At 43.1% G+C, this 21,443-nt stretch carries 15 protein-coding genes; 4 read left to right on the plus strand and 11 right to left on the minus strand.

Going from position 1 to position 21,443, the window contains the following annotated elements; genetic code table 11:
- The first annotated feature begins 60 nt into the window (after window positions 1-60).
- Window positions 61-1,617, plus strand: coding sequence for an ABC transporter substrate-binding protein (locus tag AC1DVJ_RS02195; RefSeq protein ID WP_477588003.1), 1,557 nt, complete (start codon window positions 61-63; stop codon window positions 1,615-1,617).
- Window positions 1,618-1,703: 86 nt separating this feature from the next.
- On the opposite strand, the gene AC1DVJ_RS02200 is transcribed toward AC1DVJ_RS02195, so the two are convergent.
- The 6 genes from AC1DVJ_RS02200 to AC1DVJ_RS02225 form a co-directional block, all read right to left on the minus strand.
- A complete protein-coding gene (locus AC1DVJ_RS02200; protein WP_477588004.1) occupies window positions 1,704-4,661 on the minus strand; it encodes a malectin domain-containing carbohydrate-binding protein in 2,958 nt (985 codons plus the stop codon).
- A 188-nt stretch (window positions 4,662-4,849) separates the two neighbouring features.
- Window positions 4,850-8,272 carry a discoidin domain-containing protein gene (locus AC1DVJ_RS02205; protein WP_477588005.1) on the minus strand — a complete coding sequence of 1,141 codons (3,423 nt, stop codon included), beginning with the start codon at window positions 8,270-8,272 and terminating at the stop codon, window positions 4,850-4,852.
- A gap of 200 nt (window positions 8,273-8,472) precedes the next feature.
- The gene (locus AC1DVJ_RS02210; protein ID WP_477588007.1) at window positions 8,473-8,808 is read right to left on the minus strand and encodes an L-rhamnose mutarotase; all 336 of its coding nucleotides are present in this window, start codon (window positions 8,806-8,808) and stop codon (window positions 8,473-8,475) included.
- Between the two features lie 3 nt (window positions 8,809-8,811).
- The gene (locus AC1DVJ_RS02215) at window positions 8,812-9,909 is read right to left on the minus strand and encodes an enolase C-terminal domain-like protein (RefSeq protein ID WP_477588009.1); all 1,098 of its coding nucleotides are present in this window, start codon (window positions 9,907-9,909) and stop codon (window positions 8,812-8,814) included.
- Between the two features lie 12 nt (window positions 9,910-9,921).
- Window positions 9,922-10,662 (minus strand): SDR family NAD(P)-dependent oxidoreductase, encoded by a 741-nt coding sequence (locus tag AC1DVJ_RS02220; protein ID WP_477588011.1) that lies wholly within the window; start codon window positions 10,660-10,662, stop codon window positions 9,922-9,924.
- Window positions 10,663-10,853: 191 nt separating this feature from the next.
- Window positions 10,854-12,761 carry a helix-turn-helix domain-containing protein gene (locus AC1DVJ_RS02225; protein ID WP_477588012.1) on the minus strand — a complete coding sequence of 636 codons (1,908 nt, stop codon included), beginning with the start codon at window positions 12,759-12,761 and terminating at the stop codon, window positions 10,854-10,856.
- Window positions 12,762-13,371: 610 nt separating this feature from the next.
- Between AC1DVJ_RS02225 and AC1DVJ_RS02230 the strand changes: the two genes are divergently transcribed.
- The 3 genes from AC1DVJ_RS02230 (at window position 13,372) to AC1DVJ_RS02240 (ending at window position 16,806) form a co-directional block, all read left to right on the plus strand.
- Window positions 13,372-14,289, plus strand: coding sequence for an ABC transporter permease (locus tag AC1DVJ_RS02230; RefSeq protein WP_477588014.1), 918 nt, complete (start codon window positions 13,372-13,374; stop codon window positions 14,287-14,289).
- A gap of 21 nt (window positions 14,290-14,310) precedes the next feature.
- The gene (locus tag AC1DVJ_RS02235; protein WP_477588016.1) at window positions 14,311-15,192 is read left to right on the plus strand and encodes a carbohydrate ABC transporter permease; all 882 of its coding nucleotides are present in this window, start codon (window positions 14,311-14,313) and stop codon (window positions 15,190-15,192) included.
- Between the two features lie 63 nt (window positions 15,193-15,255).
- A complete protein-coding gene (locus AC1DVJ_RS02240) occupies window positions 15,256-16,806 on the plus strand; it encodes an ABC transporter substrate-binding protein (protein WP_477588018.1) in 1,551 nt (516 codons plus the stop codon).
- Between the two features lie 264 nt (window positions 16,807-17,070).
- Here the strand turns inward: AC1DVJ_RS02240 and AC1DVJ_RS02245 are convergent, their stop codons facing one another.
- From AC1DVJ_RS02245 to AC1DVJ_RS02265, 5 genes are read right to left on the minus strand one after another with little or no spacing between them, the layout of a single operon-like run.
- Complete coding sequence (locus AC1DVJ_RS02245; RefSeq protein ID WP_477588020.1) at window positions 17,071-18,012, minus strand: DUF5107 domain-containing protein; 942 nt, start codon at window positions 18,010-18,012, stop codon at window positions 17,071-17,073.
- An 18-nt stretch (window positions 18,013-18,030) separates the two neighbouring features.
- On the minus strand, window positions 18,031-18,351 hold the full coding sequence (locus AC1DVJ_RS02250) for a MocE family 2Fe-2S type ferredoxin (protein WP_477588021.1): 321 nt from the start codon (window positions 18,349-18,351) through the stop codon (window positions 18,031-18,033).
- Entirely contained in the window at window positions 18,341-19,474 is a 1,134-nt protein-coding gene (locus AC1DVJ_RS02255) for a fatty acid desaturase family protein (RefSeq protein WP_477588023.1), read from the minus strand. The genes AC1DVJ_RS02250 and AC1DVJ_RS02255 overlap by 11 nt, the downstream gene beginning before the upstream one ends.
- A 34-nt stretch (window positions 19,475-19,508) precedes the next feature.
- Window positions 19,509-20,411: a creatininase family protein gene (locus AC1DVJ_RS02260; protein ID WP_477588024.1), complete on the minus strand. Its 903-nt coding sequence runs from the start codon at window positions 20,409-20,411 to the stop codon at window positions 19,509-19,511.
- Window positions 20,392-21,372, minus strand: coding sequence for an aldo/keto reductase (locus AC1DVJ_RS02265; RefSeq protein WP_477588025.1), 981 nt, complete (start codon window positions 21,370-21,372; stop codon window positions 20,392-20,394). Before AC1DVJ_RS02265 ends, AC1DVJ_RS02260 begins: the two co-directional genes overlap by 20 nt.
- Window positions 21,373-21,443: the final 71 nt, after the last annotated feature.

The raw sequence follows: 21,443 nt of genomic DNA on the forward strand, positions 1-21,443 counted from the left end.
GAACTCGCATTTTGACTCCGAACTGACTATAATGTTTACAAACCAGGGAGGATTTTGTACATGTTCAATACTGTAAAACTAGTAAAGCCAGTTCTCATAGCAGGTAGTATGCTTCTCGCAGTCAGCATGATGCTTTCCGCATGCGGCAGTAAAACGACGCAAAATACAACAAGCCCGGTAGCCAAACCGACTGGTTCTGCCAAAGCCGCTGTAACACCGGAAGCTCTCCCAGAAGTCAAACTGACTTGGTACTTCCCTGGGAACTTCCCGCAGCCTGAGCAGGATAACGTATTCGCAGAAGTGAACAAGGTATTGAAAGCGAAAATCAACGCAACCGTAGATTTCAAACCTTTTGCTTTTGGTGACTACGATCAGAAGATGCAAGTTGTCATTGCCTCAGGCGAACCGTATGACATTGCCTTTACGGCAAGCTGGATTGCCAACTTCAGCCAAAATGTTGCAAAAGGTGCCTTTCTTCCCCTTGATGATTTGCTTGTAACATATGCTCCTAAAACCTATGCTGCCGTACCAAAAGTGATGTGGGACGCTGCGAGAATGAAGGGTAAAATTTATGGATTTGTCAACCATCAAATCTCTGCCAGAACCCCTGCCTTGATGTTCCCTAAACATTTGGTAGACAAATACAAGTTCGATCTCCGTTCTGTAAGCGGTAAAATTAATATGGACACCTTAAACCTGTTGGAGCCGTTTGTAACGAGCGTTCATAAGGACGATCCAGAGAAAGCGTTTATTACATCTTTTGATCAAGCTGGCAGTGATTTGTTTAATCTTGATTCTATTTCTGGCTTTAACGTTCCGGGCGCAGTCGAATACTCCGATGCATCACTTAAGGTCATTAACCAGTTCGAAACTCCGCAAGCTAAGAAATTTGCAGCTACAATGAGAGATTGGAACGCCAAAGGTTTATTGAATTCCAAAGACCGCATTTCTCAGAAAAAGGATGAATGGACAGATGCGAAGGCTGGTAAATGGGCAGTGAATCTCGGCGGCTCTTTCAAACCAGGCGGCGATATCGGTGAAACGGCTCAAGCCGGGTATCCTATGGTGGATGCTCCTGCTGGAACAGCACATCTTACAACAAGCGGTATTACAGCTACGATGCAAGGTATCAACAGAAACTCGAAAAATCCTGAAAGAGCCATGATGCTGCTCGAGCTTCTGAATACGGATAAAGACCTTTACAATCTGTTAAACTTTGGTATCAAGGATAACCATTTCAAAATCGACGCAGATGGGTTCATGATTCCTGGCGACAATCAAAAAGCGTACAACCCGCAAGTTCCGTGGATGTTTGCTACCAACTTCCTTGCTAATGTTGAAAAAGGAATGCCAAAAACAGTTTGGGAAGAGACGAAGAAACTGAACGAAACGGCGACACCTTCTAGATTGCTAGGTTTCACCTTCGATGCAGAGCCAGTAAAATCCGAGATCGCAAAGTCGAGTGCTGTTTATGACGAATACTCCAGATCTATTGAACTTGGAATTGCTTCGGAAGATAAGTACAATGAATTTTTGGCTAAACTGAAAACAGCCGGTTCCGATAAGATTATTGCTGAAATGCAAAAGCAAGTTGATGCTTGGAAAGCTTCAAAATAATTAAATAAGCATGACGAAAACCCTGTCCTCAGAACGCATCTGATGGGCAGGGCTTTTGTTTTGCTATCAACCATATGAATTGGAGCTCATCCGTTTATGACAACGGTTTGATTGATATATGGCGCACCAGCAGGAAACCGCAGCTTCTCATTGCCAGGAAGGACCGCTTCTATGTAGTACTCAAAATCCTCGTCCGATTCCAGAGACAGTAACACTTGATAGACATTGCGGTTTACATGACCTCCTTCTACTTTGCGATAATCCCGTTCACCGAATGGTTTCCAGTATAGCGTAAGTTGATCTGGCTTGTGACCGAGCATAAGCACCTTTAGATCTAAAGGCTCCCCTATCTCCAGACTCGTACGGACGGTCGGAACAATCATACGCGGTTTACCAGTATAACTTGTACCAGGCAAAGCCTCTTTCGGCAGCGGCTCACCTAGCCATGCCTCCAAAGCCATCCCCGGTTTATGCAGTTGGAGCTCCATCGTCTGCTGTTGAACATTGGCGAAGGTGCCCAACTCTCCTGGCGTTGAAACAGTTGCCAACAGGTAGCTGTTTAGCTCCGAATATTGCTCTACAAGCTGTTTGCGAATCGGCAGCAGTTTTTCTCTGGCAACAAGCCGTTTCTGTTCCTCTGAAGCTTGGACTTGCAGCTCTTCCACCGCCTCTTCGTATAGGCCCAGCGTGCAACCAATCTGAGCAGAGCTGCGCAGAAAACGGAATTGATCCAACCAATAATCGAAGCGTTCCAAATGTCCCGCTCCACGAATCCTCGCCCGCAAGGTCTCTAGTCGGTTCACAAATCCGTATTGCAAAGCTACTTCTGCCCATGGCGCACGATTAACAACAATAGTGCTGCCAGGACCGGACACCCAAGTTGCTGGACGAGGAAGCTTGCCGTCAAGCTCGGTAAATACCTCGGCTATATCAGCAGCTATATCCGCTCCAAACTGCGCCGTAGCCCAATCCAAATAAAAATCGGTAATTGGTAAATCGCGTTCGCGAATCTTAAGCTCCGAAAGATCAGCCTCATAGCCGTCAATTGCAGGTCCTCCGCAGTTAATCAGGCGTGAATAAGCCCCACCCTTAAACTGATTGATATCGTCCGTTTGCCCTTCCACCTCTATCGTACACAGGCAAGTTTCACCACTATGGCAATTGAAGGTAATATCAATGAAGCCATCAGACACTTTCAACTCTTGGATCGAACGCTCCAATGGTTGATTTTCTCCTTGGCTATCTCTGAGAATATCGAGTTGGTAAATCCTTTTATCAATACTTCCGTTTGTGAGAACGTCGAACACGCGCTTGCCGGGCTCAGTGACTTCCCATTCTATAAATGTTATCGTCAACCTATAGGTGCCATTCGGCACCTCCAAACGGTATCCTTTCATACCGACTCTGATAGTTCTATATTGCTCATGGTGCAGGCTTGTTAAACCCTCGACAGTCCTTACATGGCTGCCCCAATATCCTTCTGTTGAATACGAGCCTGCGTCTTCGGGTTTATTTTCGTTCGCATTCCACCCCGCCTGCTCCCAGCCTGCAGCTGCGAGTGCCGCAAGAGTTGGATCTATCACTTTCGTCCTCCAATGAATTCCCATTAAACCTGAGCATCCATATGATGCAGCATCAGCCGCATCCCGGCGCATACGTCCCGCCCATAGTTGCGGTAGAATCATAGCGGGATCATCTTCAACCCATGGAATCGCCCAAGTTGGACGCTGCCCAATGGCTTGAAACCCAGGCTCTACAAATTCGTTGCCGAGATTTCGGTTAATGCAGCTGAATGGCACTGACTTGGGCAAATGGCGGTCAAACATTGTCCGATCCGATTGAGGACCTAGCACCCAGCCGCTAGTGGCCACTTGAATCGAAGTCTCTACCTTTTCGGCAGCATGAATGGCTGTTTGAATATCGCGCAAAGTCGCTTGCGTTTGCTCTTCCGTATTGCCTCCCCATGTCCACAGCTCAGGTGTCCATAACCAAAAGTAATCGAGCTGATGCGTTTGTTTAATTCTTGTGAAAATCCCTTCATACAGACGCCCTATCGTTCTCTCGTCCTCAAGATCCATCCCCTTCCGAATCAGATGAGATTTGACCTCCGCCGGTATAGTTAGGGGGCCTTCCGTCCCAAGACATGTGGAAATGCCTAACTCCTGCGCATATGAAAACACATTATTAAGCAATCGGCCGAAACGATTGAAAAGCTCATTGCTGGCTTCCATCGTATCTGGCCATGGCGCCATACCTTGCATATAATCGGCTCCGTAATCGTCCCTTTCGAACAACTGATCTCCGCCGTCCGAATAGCTCCCTGTTTGCTTCGATGCATAACCCCAAGCACCATTAATGGTCGAGAAATGTCTGGATGGATAACTATAGCTCACATCTCCGTTGTCCTTCACGTCCTCTGGAAGTCCAATCCAGGTTGCAGGCTCAGCGCTTGCATAAAGATTCGTACGTGGTCTTTCTGGATAGGTGTGCAAGCCAATGAAATTCATACGCAGCTTAGGAAGCTGAGACAAGACGCTCTTATAATCATCTTGGCTCCACCAATCCGGACCTTCCGGGAAATCATGAAAAGGAAGAATACCTCGTAGTTCAAATAAAGGCGATCCCGCTTCCTCGATGTCCGGCAGTACCAGCGGAATTTGCTGGTCAGGAATAATGTCGCCATGTAGGGCGAACCGAATGCCCCAATGCTCTGCCATACGGTATGCAGCATAGAGCAATCCGCCTTTACGTCCTCCTGAGATGACAACTCGCTTTCCAGCTGAAGAAGAAACCGTTTTCAGTTGATAGCTTTGTTCATAGACCGAATCTAACTGCAGCTGCGGAGGTGAAATTGTGTCTGTGATCAACCTTCTGTCCGAGTAACCGACGATGAATCCGCTTGCTTCTTCCGGCATAGAATCCTCAGCAACCATCGGCAAAAGGACGGAAGTACGAACGTATAAATAACGGCGTATTTCCTTTGCGGCGAACTTCTCTTGTCTGGATGCGCCTTTTGGATAGCAAATGAACAATGAATTAGACATTTGATTCACTTCTCTCTCTAGTTATGATCGTGTTTCTTATTACAATCATCATACTTTGCATGGCGATGAACAACAATGTCTGTCAGTTGCTTGTTTGTGTCTGAAATTGATAATGCCGAGCATGAAAGAGATCAGCTCGGCACGATTAACTTCATATTAGATTTCGGTAATGCGAACCTTTCCTGTCATTAAAGCCCATACTTCGTTTGCAAATAAGTTTCAATACTTTGGCGGTCCGAATCTGATAAAGCCGAGTTGTAAACAAACACCTCCGCGATATCGCCGTTAATCGTATTGCTGCTGTTAGTTCCTAGCGTAAATCCTGTCCACGATGCGGGATTACTTAATGTTTTAGAAGCAAGTTGGACACCGTTTTTAAACAATTTGGCGGAGCCGTTGTTCAATACATAGGCAAATTTTGACCATGTATTGGCAACCAACGTATTTGCGCCAGGACCGTCTGTCGGGGTAATTCTCGAGCTCGCACTCGTTCCGACATATACCTGACCCGTCGATGTCGTGTGGAATTGGAATTGTCCCCATCCGCCAGCCGCGCCTATACTTTGGTTGTAATTGGAAACCACTTGAGGTTTTAACACAAAAATCACCGTTGACGTATTCATTGAACCCGTTACACCGGATGATAGCAAGTAGTCGTTTGCGCCATCGAATCGAATAACTGGATTCCCATTAATTACATTGCTTACCAATGTCGGCTGATTTCCTGAAGTGGCTTGCACGGCATTGTTAGCAACGCCAGACTGATCCGACCAAGAGCTCACTTTTCCATTCGCATCCGCTAACACCCCTGAATCCGCTCTAAGCCATAGCTTAAGATTAGTGCTTGCAGGCGGCGTAAACGATACAGGACTTCCAAGCTTATCAATATTAATCTCGGCTGCCGAGGCAAATCCTCCATGACCAGCTAACGCTTCTAATTTGACATAGGAGGCATTAATCGGTGTAAATGTCATAGCTTTCGGATTTGCGTCATCTGCCCAAGTTCCTCCGTTCACCACTTTGGTAAAGTTCGTTCCATCTGTACTTGTATAAATGTTATAGCTGGTAATGTTACCATTCAAGCTTGCATCCTGCCTAGGCAAGTATCTCAGTTGAGCGATGTTATACGTTGCGCCTAAATTTAACGTTATGGACTGAGGAAGGCTTACAGTAGGAACCCCTGTAGAACCATTAAATGCTGTATGCCACATTGTTGATGAACTACCATCAATTGCTTTGGTTGGTTCACTACCAGCAAAGTTACTAGTTGCTGTCGCAGTGATTTGGGATTGCGGTACTGTACTTGGGGTCAATTCTACATTGATTTCTGAAGCTGATGCAAATCCACCATGGCCTGCCGTTGCTTCCAGTTTAATATATGCAGCATTTGTAGGTGTAAATGCAGCTGATTTCTCGGTACTATCGTCTGCCCATGTACCTGCGTTCACCACTTTGGTAAAACTCGTACCATCTGTGCTTGTATAAATATTGAAAGTCGTAATATTTCCATTCGAAGAAGCATCTGACCGCGGTACATATCTAAGTTTGTCAACATTGTAGGTGCCGCCTAAATTCAATGTTATCGATTGAGGCAGGTTTGCCATCGGGCTATACTCCGAGTGCCATATACTTGTTGCGCTTCCGTCAAGCGCTTTACTAGGCTCAGCGCCGGCATGATAACTCGTCGCTGTTGCCGTGATTTGGGATTGCGGTATGGATGGCAATGCTGGCGGTGCTGCAGGCAAATTGAAATTCGGTGCCGGACCATCCCCTCCATCAACTCCCGCATTTGCAATAATCGCTTGTGCCGTAGCGTCCCATGCATAATTGGTTACTGCATAATTGTTGCCGACAACATTGGTACCGCCTGTTCCGTGAAGAGTCAATCCAGATGAATAATAGTTATAATATGATTTATTGTTATTGGCGTTCCAATACCCGCCACTACCTGTATTTGTATAATACCACCAAGAAGCGTTGCTTGAATTCAACGAACTTAGGACGTTGTTTGTATCAAAATATCCAGATGTTCCGTTATCACGGTATAGATATGCGTAAAGATTTTTAATCGCATAGATGTAATTGTTGTATACCTTAGAACCTTGTTGACTGCCAAGTGTGTAAATACCTCCACCATCATTCATCGTTTGCATGATATCATGAATGAGGTTATGACTAATGATGTTATTTTGGGATACGGGTGTTCCAAGCGTGTCATGATACCCCCATCCCCAGCCCCAAGAGATGCCGGAATACGGTAAATTGTAAAGGGTGTTGTGCTGAATCTTGGTTCCAACTGTGTAGCCTCCAAAAATACCCACAGTATCAAAATATTCCACACCGATATTCGAAATCGTATTATTCGTTATGTTATTATCACTTATGATATTTCTTGTATCTGTTGGGTGGTGATCGTCAACCAAGATATTACCTAGCGTGATACCACTGCCTGAAAGATCGGTAAATGTGTTGTGGTCAATAACATTGTTCTGACTGCCTCGATCGAAACCTAAACCGGCATTACCCATGTGTGTGAAGGTACAGTTTTTAACGGTAATAGATTTTGCAGCTTTAAACGCTACTCCTGCCGGAGTTAACATTTTGTGATTTTCCGGTTCCGGGTCGGTTGATTCGATAATGATCACTCCTCCCTGATTATCAGGGTATCCGGCATTCGTATTTGGCATCAACCATGTATTATATGTGAAGGTAATCCCATCGAATTGAATATTGTGTACAGGAGCATCTAGTGTCCCAGCGCCACTTATTAATGTTTCAAGTGTACCCGCAGTAAAAGAGGATGTCGACATGTTTTCACCAGTACGTGGGATATAGTACATATATCCTGTAGTACGATTTAAATACCACTCCCCTGCGGTATCCAATAATTCGTAAGCGTTTTCAACCCAACCATTAGTACCAGTATTCGATGGAGCATAAGACCAACCTGGTTGCTTCATAGTTACAGCCGATCCGCTGATGGAGGCAATCCCTATTCGACTTTGTTGCCATGGATACCCTTTAGCGGCAACTTCAATATCAATTACATTTCCCCAGTTTGCCATGTTGGCATAGGTTCCAGTTGAAGGCAATGTATATCCTGTGCTTGTTTTTGTAAAACCAGATAAATTATCTCCTCTTGCACGGACAGCTCTCACTCCGTCGACATACAATTGTCTTGTTTGGAGGGAAGTACCTACATTTGCCTTATAAATGTTTTTAGCTGCATCATCGAGCGTCCATCCTGTAATTGAAGTGCCGCCACTGATTACTGGCGTGGAAGCGGTATCAGCTCTATAAATAACATCAAAGCCATTCGTTCCTGAATCCAATGAAGTGAACGTTAAAGTGGACGTTAAGTTATAAGTTCCATTCATTAGAATGACAACAATATCACCTGTCATATTGCTGTTAATAGCGCGTACCGCGGTTTTTGCTTGAGCTACTGTCTGAAATGGTTGAGACTGTGACCCCGGATTAGCATCACTTCCTGTAGGCGAAACATAGAGTGTTGATTGTACAGCGGCGGATACTTTCTCGGGGGAGCTGATCATCATGAAAGTGGAAAGAAACATACAAAACATAACTAAATAAATGAGTGACTTTTTCATCAATCTACCTCACTTTCAAATTTAAGGATTTAAACTCGAACTAAATGTAGGCGAATTCAATCTTGCCACTGGAAAATTAGGCTTCTCATCCGTCGAACTGCTTCATATTAGATCACCTCCTTAAATGGATTGATGAAACAATAATAACCCCAGCAGGTGATTGAATTCATTCCATTTTGGGGTTTATTAACATTATTCATCTATTGGGATTTCTCTTGGATTTCTGGATGTAAAATAAAATCATTCATATTAAAAATTTTGGATAAGTGCTCCCAAGGTTGCGAAAAACAATCATTTGTTACTTTGTACCAGGCTTCTTCAACAGCTATATTAGGTCGCCGATTAGGAACCCTTATTACCTCATCATTTTCCATACGGATAATTAAAGTAGTCCCTTTCCTATAAATCTCAACATTCGTATAACCGTCCTCGAGCAGCTGCTTTACAATCTCATCCGGGATATGGTTGTGAAGTCCTTCGTACTCCTCAATTTTATGTTCATGCAGAATAGCCATTAACAGTTGGGTTGTTTTCATATCCTAAAAGTCCAATACAGAGAACGATGCGTAAGCTTCTCTCTCAATCTTCTCAAAGTCAATATCATGGGATATTCCCGGTTTCTTCGAAACATGAACAAATCCATCTGAATCCACTTCCGGATTATCGTTAATCGGATTATCCCAAACAAGGGCTTCATAGAAGGACGTATTGCGGAATGCTGCTATCAAGTGCATGCACAGTTCGCCGCCGCCATGAACTTCAGCCCTAAGATTAAAGGACTCTGCCATATGTGCAATTTTCATTGCGCCAGTAATACCACCTTTGAGACCAGCGCTGATTCGAACCATGTCGCCTTTGCCGAAATGGACGAAATCCGCTGAATTATAAAAGCTCCCCTGTGAGGTTTCTGCTACTAACAATGGCACCTTCAACTTGTCTGCAAGCTTGCGATATGCGTAAATACTGTATTCCCGCATGGGCTCTTCGTACCAATAATAATCTGCTTCTTCAAGCGCCTTACCTAAGTAGAAAGCGTCATGAAAATCAAAGCCTGCTGAACCGTCATACATGAGATAAATGTCTTTGCCTACTTTAGCTCGCAATGCCTGACAAAGTTCTGCATCTCTTCGAGCATCGCCCCATGCATGGAGTTTAATGCCTTTGTAGCCCCTTGCTAAACATTGATCGGCAACATCCATGAATTCTTCTATCGTTTTGTACGTGGCCGTGCTTGCATAAGCCATTGCTTTCTCGCGGAAGCCGCCAATCATTTGATACAGAGGGATCTGAGCTTTTTTGGATGCGATATCCCACAGAGCAACGTCGACAAGTCCGAAGAATGGTAATGGAAAATAGTCCAATCGGTCGATTTCCCATATTTTATGATAAATAAGCTCCTTCTGAAGTGGATCCTCTCCAATTAACAGATCTTTAAAATACTTTTTGGCGATCGAAGCTAAATAATCTGCGTTACTATACGTAGCGTATCCTTCAATCCCCTCATCTGTCATAATTCGAAGTAAAGCATTACTGGTATTCCCGTAAACATCAGGTCCTGCAAGACCATCTCTCCAACCGAATTTCCGACTATCCTTCGCATGTTTGGACAAATACACTCTTACATCTGTAATTTTCATCGTTATCGCTCCTTACACAAGTTGGCTTCCGCCATCTGCTACAAGGCAGGTGCCGGTTATAATGGATGCTTCTGGTCTAAGCAGCAGAGAAACAACACCTGCTATTTGTTCTGTAGTTTGGACTTTACCTTCGCTTATGCGCTGTTCAATTTTAGATTTACCTTCTTCACTAAGCCCCGCCCTTAACAATGGCGTATCCACCTCTGCTGGCACAATCGCATTAACTTGAATATGATCTTTCAACCATTCCTTGGCTAAAACGCGAGTCAAATAGTTGACCCCCGCCTTGCTTACTCCATAGGACGTATTCCCACTGGACAAAAGCTGTTGTCCCATAATTGAAGAGATATTCACGACAGCTCCTTGGCTTTCTTTCAGAAAGGGATAAGCTTTGCGGCTGAACAAATAAACACTTTTAAGATTGACATCCATCACGAAATCCCAATCAACCGGCTCCGTATCCACTAGTGATTTGGGCTTGTTCGTTGCAGCATTATTTACGAGGACATCCATTCTTCCATATCGCTCGGACCAACTTTGAAACAGCTTGTTGATCGCTTGTTCATCCGACACATCAATGACTTCCTTGGATGCGCTTCCAGATGCCGCCGTTATTTCATCAACAACTTCATCTATAAGTGCTGAGTTTCGATCTGCAATGACCACTTCATAACCATCCTCGGCTAGACGGAGAGCAATTCCTTTGCCAATACCCGATGCACCGCCTGTTACCAGGGCCACTTTTCGAAACATATTGATTTCCTCCTGTTGAAACTTTACTTTAGATTCAATATAAACATCCTTTAATAAAGAGCCAATTTCGGAAAGCATAGATAAGTTCTGTTAACCGTCAGGTCAAGGTTCTGATTTCATACATGAGTACTAAATTCAGAGTTTTAGGCAAAAAAAATAGACATATGGAGATTCCACATGTCCAGATTTACTTATTTACTCGATTTTGCATTGCTTCTAAATTGATTTGGCGTTATCCCATATGCCTTTTTAAATAGGGTGAAAAAGTGGCTGCGACTTAAAAATCCCGATTTCTCCATAATATCATTGATGGAATCCTCCGTTGAAGTAATAAGATCACTAGCGTACTTCAATCGAACTTGATTGATCAGATCGTTCACGGAGACTAATTGGTGCTTTTTCAACAACTTCCTTAGATATTCAGGATTTAAATTCACCTGTTCTGCAATCATATCTAAGGACAAAGCTGGATTTGAGAATTCTTTATGGATAATTTGAGTGACATCTTCAATCAGTTGAAAGTATTTATTATCCTTTTTTGCTTCTAGTGCCAACGAAATGTTTTCGAATAACTCGTTAAAGTCGGATTCAATTTGCTCTAATGTTTCAATCTTTTGAAGTTTAATGAAATACATATTGAAGTTAAAATTCACCTTCATAGAATTGTTAGCTTCTACGATCTCAATCGCATAACGAATAGATATAAGCAATTGAATGAGCACGGAATTCAGAACCGTATAGCTGTACTGAGAAGCATTTTGGATCATATCGGATAATACCTTTTTTGCTTCTTCTGCTTGACCTTGGATTAATGCTTCCATCAATGCCTTGTCCTGGTCTTGCGGATACTTGAAATCCTCTGCATTAATCGGTAAATGATCATAGAAGATGATCGATTTATGGCCTAAAATCAATCTGTAATAGGATAAATCAAGCGTTTTCAAGTACTGAAAGTTCAAATTCGATAACGATTCGAACGGTTCACTAAAGGTGACCGATGTTGAGATATTCAAGTATTTTTCTGTGTTGTGCTGAATTTCTTTGACTAGAGTCACCAAGCGCTCATTGTTTGAAGGCAATTCTAAGGAGTTATAGTTCATGACAATGAGAATCTGATCCTCTTCCGTCTCGATACATTCAAATGGAAAGACATCTGCATACAGCTCCGAGACAATATTAACGATGCCGAATTTTAATAAGTTTCGATCCGCAAGATTGTACTTCTCATAAAAATCCATAAAGTTATCCAACTTGATAAGTATAAGTAATAAGGGTTCCTTGGGTTCAAGTTCAATCTTATATTTGTCAAATTGCTTATGAATAGATTCCGACGAGATAAGATCTCCTGTATGCAGCATTTTTCGTAGAAAATCTTGTTTCTTATAGTAGAAGTCGTTCTTCTTCTCAGATTCTAACATGTTGTAGTTCTGAATGACGGATTTGATTGGCGTGTAGAGTCTTCGTGAAAAATATAAGCACAACAGCATACTTCCAATAATGAAGATAAATACGAAAAGGTACGTTTTTGCCTTCAAACTTTCAATGTCTTTCACTATTTCGTTGTAGGGTGTAATACTGATTAACTTCCAATCAAATACATCTGTTGAAGCATAAGTGATGAATGAATCTATGCCATCGACATTCATCCGAAGATTTCCAGACGGTACGGAGTTCGAACCAATCCTTTGGATGTAGTCACTTCCACTTAAATCACTTAGTAAGGGATGCACCGCATCATCGGTCATCAGTTTGCCGTCACGGTCTACGATAAAGACTCGATTTTTATTACTGAGGTCAGAAGAGCTAATACTTTGTTTAATGGAAGCTTCGGAAATATTAAGTATAATTCCTTCACTAACTTTACTGTATTTAACTGGAGACTCATAAAAGAGGTAGCTATAGACATTAATAAACTTGCTTGCATTAGTGTCTATATCAGCAAGTACATTGGGAATTTTTCGAAGTACTATGCTATTGGACTTGTTCTGCAGTGTGTCATCCAAGATTGGAAATATGCCTTTATCTTCAAAGGAGGAACGGTCATAAACAAAATCCTCACTTGGACTCACATACATATTACGACCATTATAGATATACATGGATTGTAAGAAAGGATAAATGACTTTATAAGATCGCAATTTATCCTCAGACATTATGTAATACTGTGGATCTATATCAGAAAAGAGCATATTCTTAATGGTACTATCAAAAAAAGCAGTGACTGCCAGCGACTTGGCCGTATCGGCCATGACGCTWACATTCCGACTTGTATTYTSCARGTCGGTTTTTTGTTGATTGTAGACCAATTGAAGTGCGTAATTTTCAAAATATCGAGTTAATAACGAGGATTGTACAAAGAGTAACAGTACAGTACTCAATAAAAATGGAAGCAAAATGGTAAGAAATAATTGGTAGGGGTTTTTAAATATGAATTTTCTGAACATTCTTTGACAACTCCTCTACCCAAAGATTACCACAGTAAATTTAAAAGAATCAAATAACAAATCTTGTAAACACCCATAACTAGGCTTTAAGAACAAAAATCTGTTTTGAGAACTTCAAAAGTAGGCTTTTAGAACTTAAAGCGGTAACCCGAAATTGTACTATTTCGGAGCGATGCTAAGATAAAGCCATGGATAAGCGATGAACAACCACATGTTTGGGAAGCATCGAAATTTAAAATAAATTTGACTAAAGGAGAACGAAGACGTGATTAAGAGCTCATTACATTCCCGGCAAAACAAAAAAATGATTCAAATAAGCATATTGGCGCTGCCAGCGATCCTTCTCATTTTTGTCTTTTCTTATATCCCAATGGGCGGAATATTCATTGCTTTCAAAAACATTAATTATGAACAAGGCATTTTCCATAGTCCATGGGTTGGCTTCGACAACTTTAAGTTTTTCTTCACTTCGAGTGATGCTTGGGCCGTCATGAGAAATACGCTGGCCTACAATCTCGTATTCATTGCTGTAGGAACTTTCTTTTCTGTGGTGTTCGCAATACTCTTAAACGAAGTGCTAAGCAGGAAACTTTTAAAAGTATATCAAACCATTTTCTTCTTTCCTTACTTTTTCTCTTGGGTCATTGTTGCTTATATGGCGTATTCCTTTATCGGACCCTATGGAATCCTTACTTCCTATTTTAAAGAGTTAGGGATAACCTTTGATTTTTACACCCAAACTTGGGTCTGGCCTATCTTACTAACACTCATTAATATCTGGAAGGGTCTTGGCTATGTCAGCATCATTTTCTATGCAGGGATTTTGGGAATATCACAAGAGTATTTTGAAGCAGCGGCAATTGACGGGGCATCCAAGTTTCAAATTATTCGAAACATCACAGTCCCGTTATTAATGCCCTTAATTACGATTATGACCCTTCTTTCTATAGGCAGAATATTTTATTCTGATTTCGGTTTATTCTTCTTCGTCCCTCGAGAAATTGGCCAACTATATCCAGTTACGCAAGTTATTGATACGTATGTCTACCGCATGTTAAAGGTTTCTGGGGATATTGGTATGTCGTCAGCAGTAGGTTTATTTCAATCTTCTATGGGATTTATCGTCGTATTGATCAGCAATTTTGTTGTAAAAAAAGTAAACGAAGAAAACAAACTATTCTAATGAACGTCATGAGGTGAGTACATGCTGTCGAAGAAAATAATGCCGCAGTTTTTCATTAATTCCTTATTTATTTTGTTTGGACTTACTTGTATTATTCCACTAATATCTATTATCTCAATCTCCATTAGTAACGAAAACGATCTCTTAAAATATGGATATAGTCTAATTCCAAGAACATTCGATCTAACTGCGTACGCTTACATTTTATACAACCCGATCCAACTCTTTAATGCTTTTAAGATTTCGCTCATTGTTTGCATCATTGGCACAATCGCCTCCGTGCTGATTATGGCCGGAATTTCTTATGCTTTGTCGCGCGAAGACTATAAGTTTAAGAATGCACTCAGTTTCTATGTTTTCTTCACAATGCTCTTTAATGGCGGCTTGGTGCCAACTTATATGTTAGTAAGTAATGTTCTGCATTTAAAAAATTCCATATGGGTATTAATTCTTCCCTATTTGGCACTCCCTTGGTTCATCTTAATCTTAAGATCATTTATGCAGAAGATCCCTCACGATATTATTGAATCCTGCATGATGGATGGAGCAAGTGAATTCAGAATCTTCTTTCAAATGATTCTTCCACTTGCCAAACCAGGTCTTGCTACAGTTGCGCTATTTATGCTGCTACATTATTGGAATGATTGGTGGCTTAGCTTGCTTTACATCGATAAAGAATCCCTCGTCCCCTTGCAATATATGCTGTACAGGATGATGAATAATATTGCTTTCCTAACCAATTCAACCAATATGCTGCCTCCGGGAATGATCAATTCGGTTCCCCCATCCGAGTCAGCCCGTATGACGATGGCGATACTTGCTGCAGGACCAATGCTTCTTGTGTTTCCATTCTTCCAGAAGTACTTTGTTAGAGGCCTCACCGTTGGTGCGGTCAAAGGGTAGCTTAAACATGGATTTACATCCATTTTAAGATATAATACACATAAGAATAAGGGAGGATTTTCAATGATTAAAAGTCTAAAGATTTCGAAGCCAGCTACCCTTTTGACAAGCCTTCTTCTAGTATCCAGCATGCTTTTTTCAGCTTGTGGTACAAAAGAAACTAGCAGCACGCCTGCTCCATCAACTAAAGCGGCTGAAACCGCAGCAGCGGCATCAACTCCTGCAGCATTGCCTGAAGTCAAACTTTCCTGGTATTTCCCAGGCGGCTGGCCACAACCTGACCAAGATCAAGTTTTTGCTGAATTCAATAAAATTTTGAAGGCCAAAATTAACGCAACCGTAGATTTCAAACCGTTAAGCTTTGGTGATTATGATCAGAAGATGAAAGTCATCATTGCGTCTGGAGAACCTTATGATTTGAACTTCACTTCAAACTGGCTAAACAACTACACGCAAAATGTCGCTAAGGGTGCTTACTTGCCACTCGATGATTTGCTTCCTAAGTATGCTCCGAAAGCATTCGCTTCTGTCCCAAAAACATTTTGGGAGGCGACGAAGGTAAATGGAAAAATATACGGATTCATAAATCAACAAATTTCAGCCAGAACGCCTGATGTCGTTGTTCTAAAGTCGGTAGCTGATAAATACAATCTGGATCTGAAATCATTAAGCGGAAAGTTTGGTCCCGATAACTTAAAAGCGCTGGAACCCTTCCTTGCATCTGTACACAAGGAAGAACCTCAAAGAGCGTTTATCACTAGTTTGTCGCAATACAATGAGGCTATGGGCTATGAAGCGATTGCTGGATTCAATGTTCCTGGTGTTGTCAACTATGACGATTCAACAATTAAAGTAGTAAATCAGTTTGAAACTTCTGCTGTGAAGACTTTTGCTGCACTTATGAGAGATTGGAATACCAAAGGATATTTAAACTCCCAAGAAAGAATTTCCAAAAAGACAGATGACGGGAACGATTTTAGTAAAGTAGCTATTACTATTGGTGGAGCCTATAAGCCAGGTGTAGATGTCATCCTATCAAATCAAGCCAAACAACAAGTGATTGATGTCCCGGCAGGAGCTGCACACCTTTCAACAGGCGGTATCGTTGCAACTATGCATGCCATCAGCAGAACTTCCAAAAACCCGGAAAGAGCAATGATGCTATTAGAGCTTCTAAATACAGATAAAGAGCTGTTTAACCTCATTAACTTCGGTTTCAAAGATAAACACTATAAGCTTGATGCAGATGGATTCAAGACTCCAGCTGATGGTTCAAAAGGTTATAGTCCAGCTGTAGATTGGATGTTTGCTACCAACTATCTAGCTTATGTTGACAAAGGCATGCCTGCAACCGTTTGGGAGGATACGAAAAAAGTTAACAATGATGCCGTTCCTTCGAAATTGTTAGGATTCACGTTTGATGCTGAACCAGTGAAAGCTGAAATTGGTAAAACAAGTGCCGTTTATGACGAGTATTACAGAGCTATTGATCTAGGTGTTGCTACAGAAGCAAAATACAATGAATTCGTTGCTAAACTTAAAGATGCTGGATCCGAAAAGATTATTGCAGAAATGCAAAAGCAAATTGATGCTTGGAAAGCTGCAAAAAAATAATTTGGCATGACGAAACCCCTGTCCATCAGAATACATCTGGTGGACAGGGGTTTATTATTGTATCTGAAATTGATCATGTCGAACTGGACATCAAAAGCTATGGTTCAAACGGAAGCCGAATTCCACTACGAATTCCTTGCATGAAGCCGGAAGAGATCAAAGAAATGAATTCACAACGATTTGCTTCTCTCCCCACAATTACCTAAAACAACAAAAACTGGATCAGTGGCTATATGCCTGCTGTCCAGTTTTTCTTTCGTTTGTTTAAATCACTTTACGCCAATCACCTGCTCCAATGGCAAGCTCCAGATGCCAATCGAAAGAGCTTTTCGCCGGTATGACTTGCGCCGTACCATTGCCCATCGCCGTTTCAAGGGAATCGTAATAACCAATACTGGGCTCTAGAGCACAGGTGACGCGGTCATTGTACTTACCCTCGTCGATCCAAACGCCAAGGAATGGTACTTTGTCCCGCGGAACAGAAGCGATCAAATAGTTGCCGCTCTCTTCACCATACAGCCCAGACCATCCGCAAGGTACTTCCMCATCGTAATAAAACTTTCTCGCATCCCCCGTAAGTACCGGATTAAGCAATGATACGTCTTGCCATAGATAAGATGCACCCACCGTAAGCTCACGACCTGCATCTACACAAAGCATTTGCTTGATCGTTTCCGGAAGAAGGATACGCGTCGGCTCTGTAACTGCGAACTGAGGATGCGGTACCCATAAAAAAGGAATGGTACGATCACCCTCATTCTCAGCACAGTAATCCAACCTTACCCGATCCGCAGCTGGGAATGAAATCCGCCTTGTGAAGCGGTAAGGCAGCTTAGGACTCCTTATCGAGCAAACCACCGAATTATTCTCGATGGCATGCGTCCAAGGGAGCGACCACAGCTCGCCATGGTCGGGCAAGCTGATGTCAGGATCCACGCCCGAAGGGCAGGCTATAATGGTGGGGAAGCATTCATCCCAGCCGCTCATATCCCACTCGGTAAAAGTTGACCCATATTCCGGCTGACGTAAAGACCGTTTGCCCGAATCGAGCATCCACTCCTTACCTGTAGGCTTGTAAACGATCGAAACCAGTTTGCCACCCAATTCAGGCAACAGTTCGATCCTGATCTGATCGCTCTCCATAGTAATTGCTTGATAACCTTTATATTTCACATGGTTAATTTTAATTGCTCCGACCTTATGCATAACACTCCTCCCCCCTTGTTAGTCGAGCTGAACGTAAACCTTCCCTGCTTCAACCTTAACGGGGTACATCTTCAAATCTACACAGACCGGCGCTCGTTTCGCCTGACCGGTCGTAATATCGAATCGGCCGTTGTGCTTGGGACATTCAATTGTATTGCCCATAACCAACCCGTTCGATAGATGAAACTTTTCATGCGTGCAATATCCATCTGATGCGAAGTAACTGTTGGTATCCGTACGATAAATAGCAAGAGTTCGGTCGTTATAGTCAAAGCGGATGACATCCTCTTCCTCAATCTCATCAGCTTCGCATGCCTCAATCCAGTCTTTAAGCTCCATGTGTTATTCCTCCTGTTGTCACTTTACTTCCACTAGATCCTTGTTCTACGGTTGTGTGTCCCTGCGGACTATGCATATAAGGCCGTGCGGTGCTTGGTAAAGGCTTAATGATTGTATAGGATGGGTCTTTCCCCTGTTTAATTAGAGCAATGATGACTTCTTTAAGCGCTGCGCCCAAACTGCGGCAGGGCTGCGGACAGTCTGCTTGCATCTCTTTATGCAGAGCCGGCAGCGCGTGATAAGGAACCATCGGGAACATATGGTGCTCGATATGATAATTCATATTCCAATATAAAAATCTGAAAAATGGGTTCAAATACATGGTTCTCGTATTTAACCGGTGATCAAGCACATCCTCATGAAGGCCTAAATGCTGTGACATTCCGAAAAGCAACATCAAGAGCGGTCCATAAAAAGTTGGCAGACCCACAAACATGAGGGGCAGAAAGCTGTGCAGATACACGGACAACCCGATAACCGATAGTAAAATGATTAAGTAAATACGCGCCTCCAGAAAGGCCTTCGGACGTTCTGATTGCGGTATGTATTCATTTTCCGTTGCGTCCACTTTCCCAAAACAATGGAGTAGAAATCTTTTGATTTCTATGGGCCCACCGTACAGATGGAGAATTTCCATGAAAAGAACCTTCCAGATCGGAGGTCTCTCCGTCAAAATTTCAGGGTCACGGCCAACAATATACGTATCGCTATGATGACGCGAATGGCTCCAGCGCCAAGGCGTAGCCGATCGTAAAACCATGAAGGAAGCGATTTGATAAATCACTTCGTTCATCCATGGTGTCTTAAACGCGGTCCCATGGCCGCATTCATGCCAACGTGAGTCACCAGGTGAGGCGTACAGGGTCCCATATAAGAAAAACGCAGGTATAGCCCACCAAGTCCCCCAACTATAATAACCCAGCACGCCTGCGCCAATCAGCAGCGCAAACCATATGATCGTATCTCGAATAGCAGGACCATCTTTTCGCTTCATGAGCTCCTTCATCTTCTGTCGCGGGATGGGAGATTGGTACCATTCCGATGTTACCAGCCCTCTCTCTTGCGCCCGCTTGTTTTCAGGTCCGGTGAGACTGTAATCTCTTTTGATTTTAGTAGATGACATCGTTATTTCCTCCTTATTCACTTGGGATAAGCCCCTACCCCATCGTTTCTTCCGCATGCTCAAAAGGCTTCCAGGGTGAGTGTTCTGACACCTGATTCTGTCCTGGATGAGGCTGAGTCGTTATCCATTGACCTTGTTTAACCAATTGACGCCATATTTCTTCCGCAATTTCGTATGAAAGTAGTTTAGTTTCACTTGCGTCCATAGGGACAACTAAGCTCTCTCTAACTTGATCAGCTTGTTTACACAACGCATTCAGACAAGCATTCATAATGCGCTCGCCATGCTCGGCGCTTGCTTCCAGGGCATCATCGCCTAGCGCGAGTCTCCCGCCCGAACCATCCTCCAATTGCAGATGTATTCGTGTGAAATCTATAAGATCAGGACGAAGAAATTGAAGCTGAGAAATCTCATATTTTCCTGCATGATCTCCCTCATACATGCCTTCAACTAACTCAGGATCGCTTACCACTCGAACAGATACACCCGTTTTGGCTGAAAATGCTTCCGCAACCCTGCGAAGATCATATTGGTTTCCACCGCTATGACCGCTGACCACGAATATCGCGCGGAATCCCGCATTGACGAATGAGCGAAGCTGATACAAGAAAAAGGGAAGCATAATATGGGGCGGCATCGCCGTCATATGCGGATTTTCTCGCCCCACTGTATCCTCCAACCAGCGCGCGTGATAGCCTGACTCATGAATGTGATAGCCTAGTGCGGGAGCCACGACCCCCCCGCATCTTCTTGCGGCTTCAATGCATAACCATTCCGCTTTTATCGTATCCAGCCCGAATGCCGATATTTGACCGTGAGGTTCGCAAATGCCTAGTGGTAGGAAGACAAGTGGACTATCGGCTAACCGTTTCTTGAACTCATAAGGTAAAAGCTCCGACCAGAGCACTTTGTCCAAGCTACCAAAATTTAGTGTCATAGAAATTACGCACCCATCGGTGATATTTGCGAATTTCTTCAAATACATCATCCGGCAGCGGTTCCTTATCGACAGCCGCAATGTTTTGGTCAGCATACACAGGCACATGCATGGATACGAGCGCGGTCGTAACCGCTGGATGTTTCAATACGAATTTAATCGCAAGCTCCGCCAAATTATCTGCGTATTGCGGAATAAATTGACGCAGACGTTCTACCCGTTCGATATACATCTCACGCGGCACATAGTCGAAATAAGTCTTTCGGTAATCACTGTCGGCAAATTGAGTATCTTTGGTCAGGAATCCCGTCAAACCGCCTTCATCCATAACACAGCGCGCAAGAAAGGCAACACCGTGCTCCTCGCAAAATGGAATTAAACAGTCCAGCGGCAGCGGATCGAAAATATTGAATACGGTCTGGACAGCGTCAATTTTGCCGCTTTGTACAAGGGAAAGCGCAATGTCATGGCGCTGATCGGGAATTGAAATACCGATATAACGTATTTTCCCCTCTTCCTTCAATTGAAGCAGTTCCTCCATCCAATAATCCTTCTTATCCCACTGCGGCCAGTATTGGTGAAGCTGCATAAGGTCAATTGTCTCTACGCCAAGTGTCTCCAATGAAATTTCTGTACAACGGCGCAGCCAGCCTTGCGGGTAAGCGGTTTCAACAGGAATGTGCGTCCCCCATCCGATCGAGCCTGGACCGAGGGATTGTACCTTAGATGTAATAAACGGACGTTCGCCACGCCATTCTTTAAGTGCAAGCCCCACGATCCGTTCCGATTCGCCGTAAGCGCGTGCGGTATCTATCAACGTCACACCCTGATCCAAACTGTGTAATACAGAATTTATTAAATATTTCTCATCATACGTACCGAAGGACCCTCCCAGGCCCATTGCTCCAAACCCGATTCGAGAAACCTGTTCGCTTGATCTAGCAAAATTAGAGAATTTCATGTACGGTTAAACCTCCATTTTATCAATTGTGAATTTACCTGCTTCCATGCTTCTATTTTACTTAGCTTTGG

Source organism: Paenibacillus sp. P4_A9 (assembly GCF_056402415.1).

Bases quoted from the DNA above. Each gene is read 5' to 3' on its own strand.
- AC1DVJ_RS02255 (WP_477588023.1), bottom strand. From the start codon at position 19,474: ATGTCATCTACTAAAATCAAAAGAGATTACAGTCTCACCGGACCTGAA.
- AC1DVJ_RS02195 (WP_477588003.1), top strand. From the start codon at position 61: ATGTTCAATACTGTAAAACTAGTAAAGCCAGTTCTCATAGCAGGTAGT.
- AC1DVJ_RS02220 (WP_477588011.1), bottom strand. From the start codon at position 10,662: ATGTTTCGAAAAGTGGCCCTGGTAACAGGCGGTGCATCGGGTATTGGC.
- AC1DVJ_RS02235 (WP_477588016.1), top strand. From the start codon at position 14,311: ATGCTGTCGAAGAAAATAATGCCGCAGTTTTTCATTAATTCCTTATTT.
- AC1DVJ_RS02260 (WP_477588024.1), bottom strand. From the start codon at position 20,411: ATGACACTAAATTTTGGTAGCTTGGACAAAGTGCTCTGGTCGGAGCTT.
- AC1DVJ_RS02210 (WP_477588007.1), bottom strand. From the start codon at position 8,808: ATGAAAACAACCCAACTGTTAATGGCTATTCTGCATGAACATAAAATT.
- AC1DVJ_RS02215 (WP_477588009.1), bottom strand. From the start codon at position 9,909: ATGAAAATTACAGATGTAAGAGTGTATTTGTCCAAACATGCGAAGGAT.
- AC1DVJ_RS02240 (WP_477588018.1), top strand. From the start codon at position 15,256: ATGATTAAAAGTCTAAAGATTTCGAAGCCAGCTACCCTTTTGACAAGC.
- AC1DVJ_RS02225 (WP_477588012.1), bottom strand. From the start codon at position 12,761: ATGTATATCTATAATGGTCGTAATATGTATGTGAGTCCAAGTGAGGAT.
- AC1DVJ_RS02205 (WP_477588005.1), bottom strand. From the start codon at position 8,272: ATGAAAAAGTCACTCATTTATTTAGTTATGTTTTGTATGTTTCTTTCC.
- AC1DVJ_RS02250 (WP_477588021.1), bottom strand. From the start codon at position 18,351: ATGGAGCTTAAAGACTGGATTGAGGCATGCGAAGCTGATGAGATTGAG.
- AC1DVJ_RS02265 (WP_477588025.1), bottom strand. From the start codon at position 21,372: ATGAAATTCTCTAATTTTGCTAGATCAAGCGAACAGGTTTCTCGAATC.
- AC1DVJ_RS02200 (WP_477588004.1), bottom strand. From the start codon at position 4,661: ATGTCTAATTCATTGTTCATTTGCTATCCAAAAGGCGCATCCAGACAA.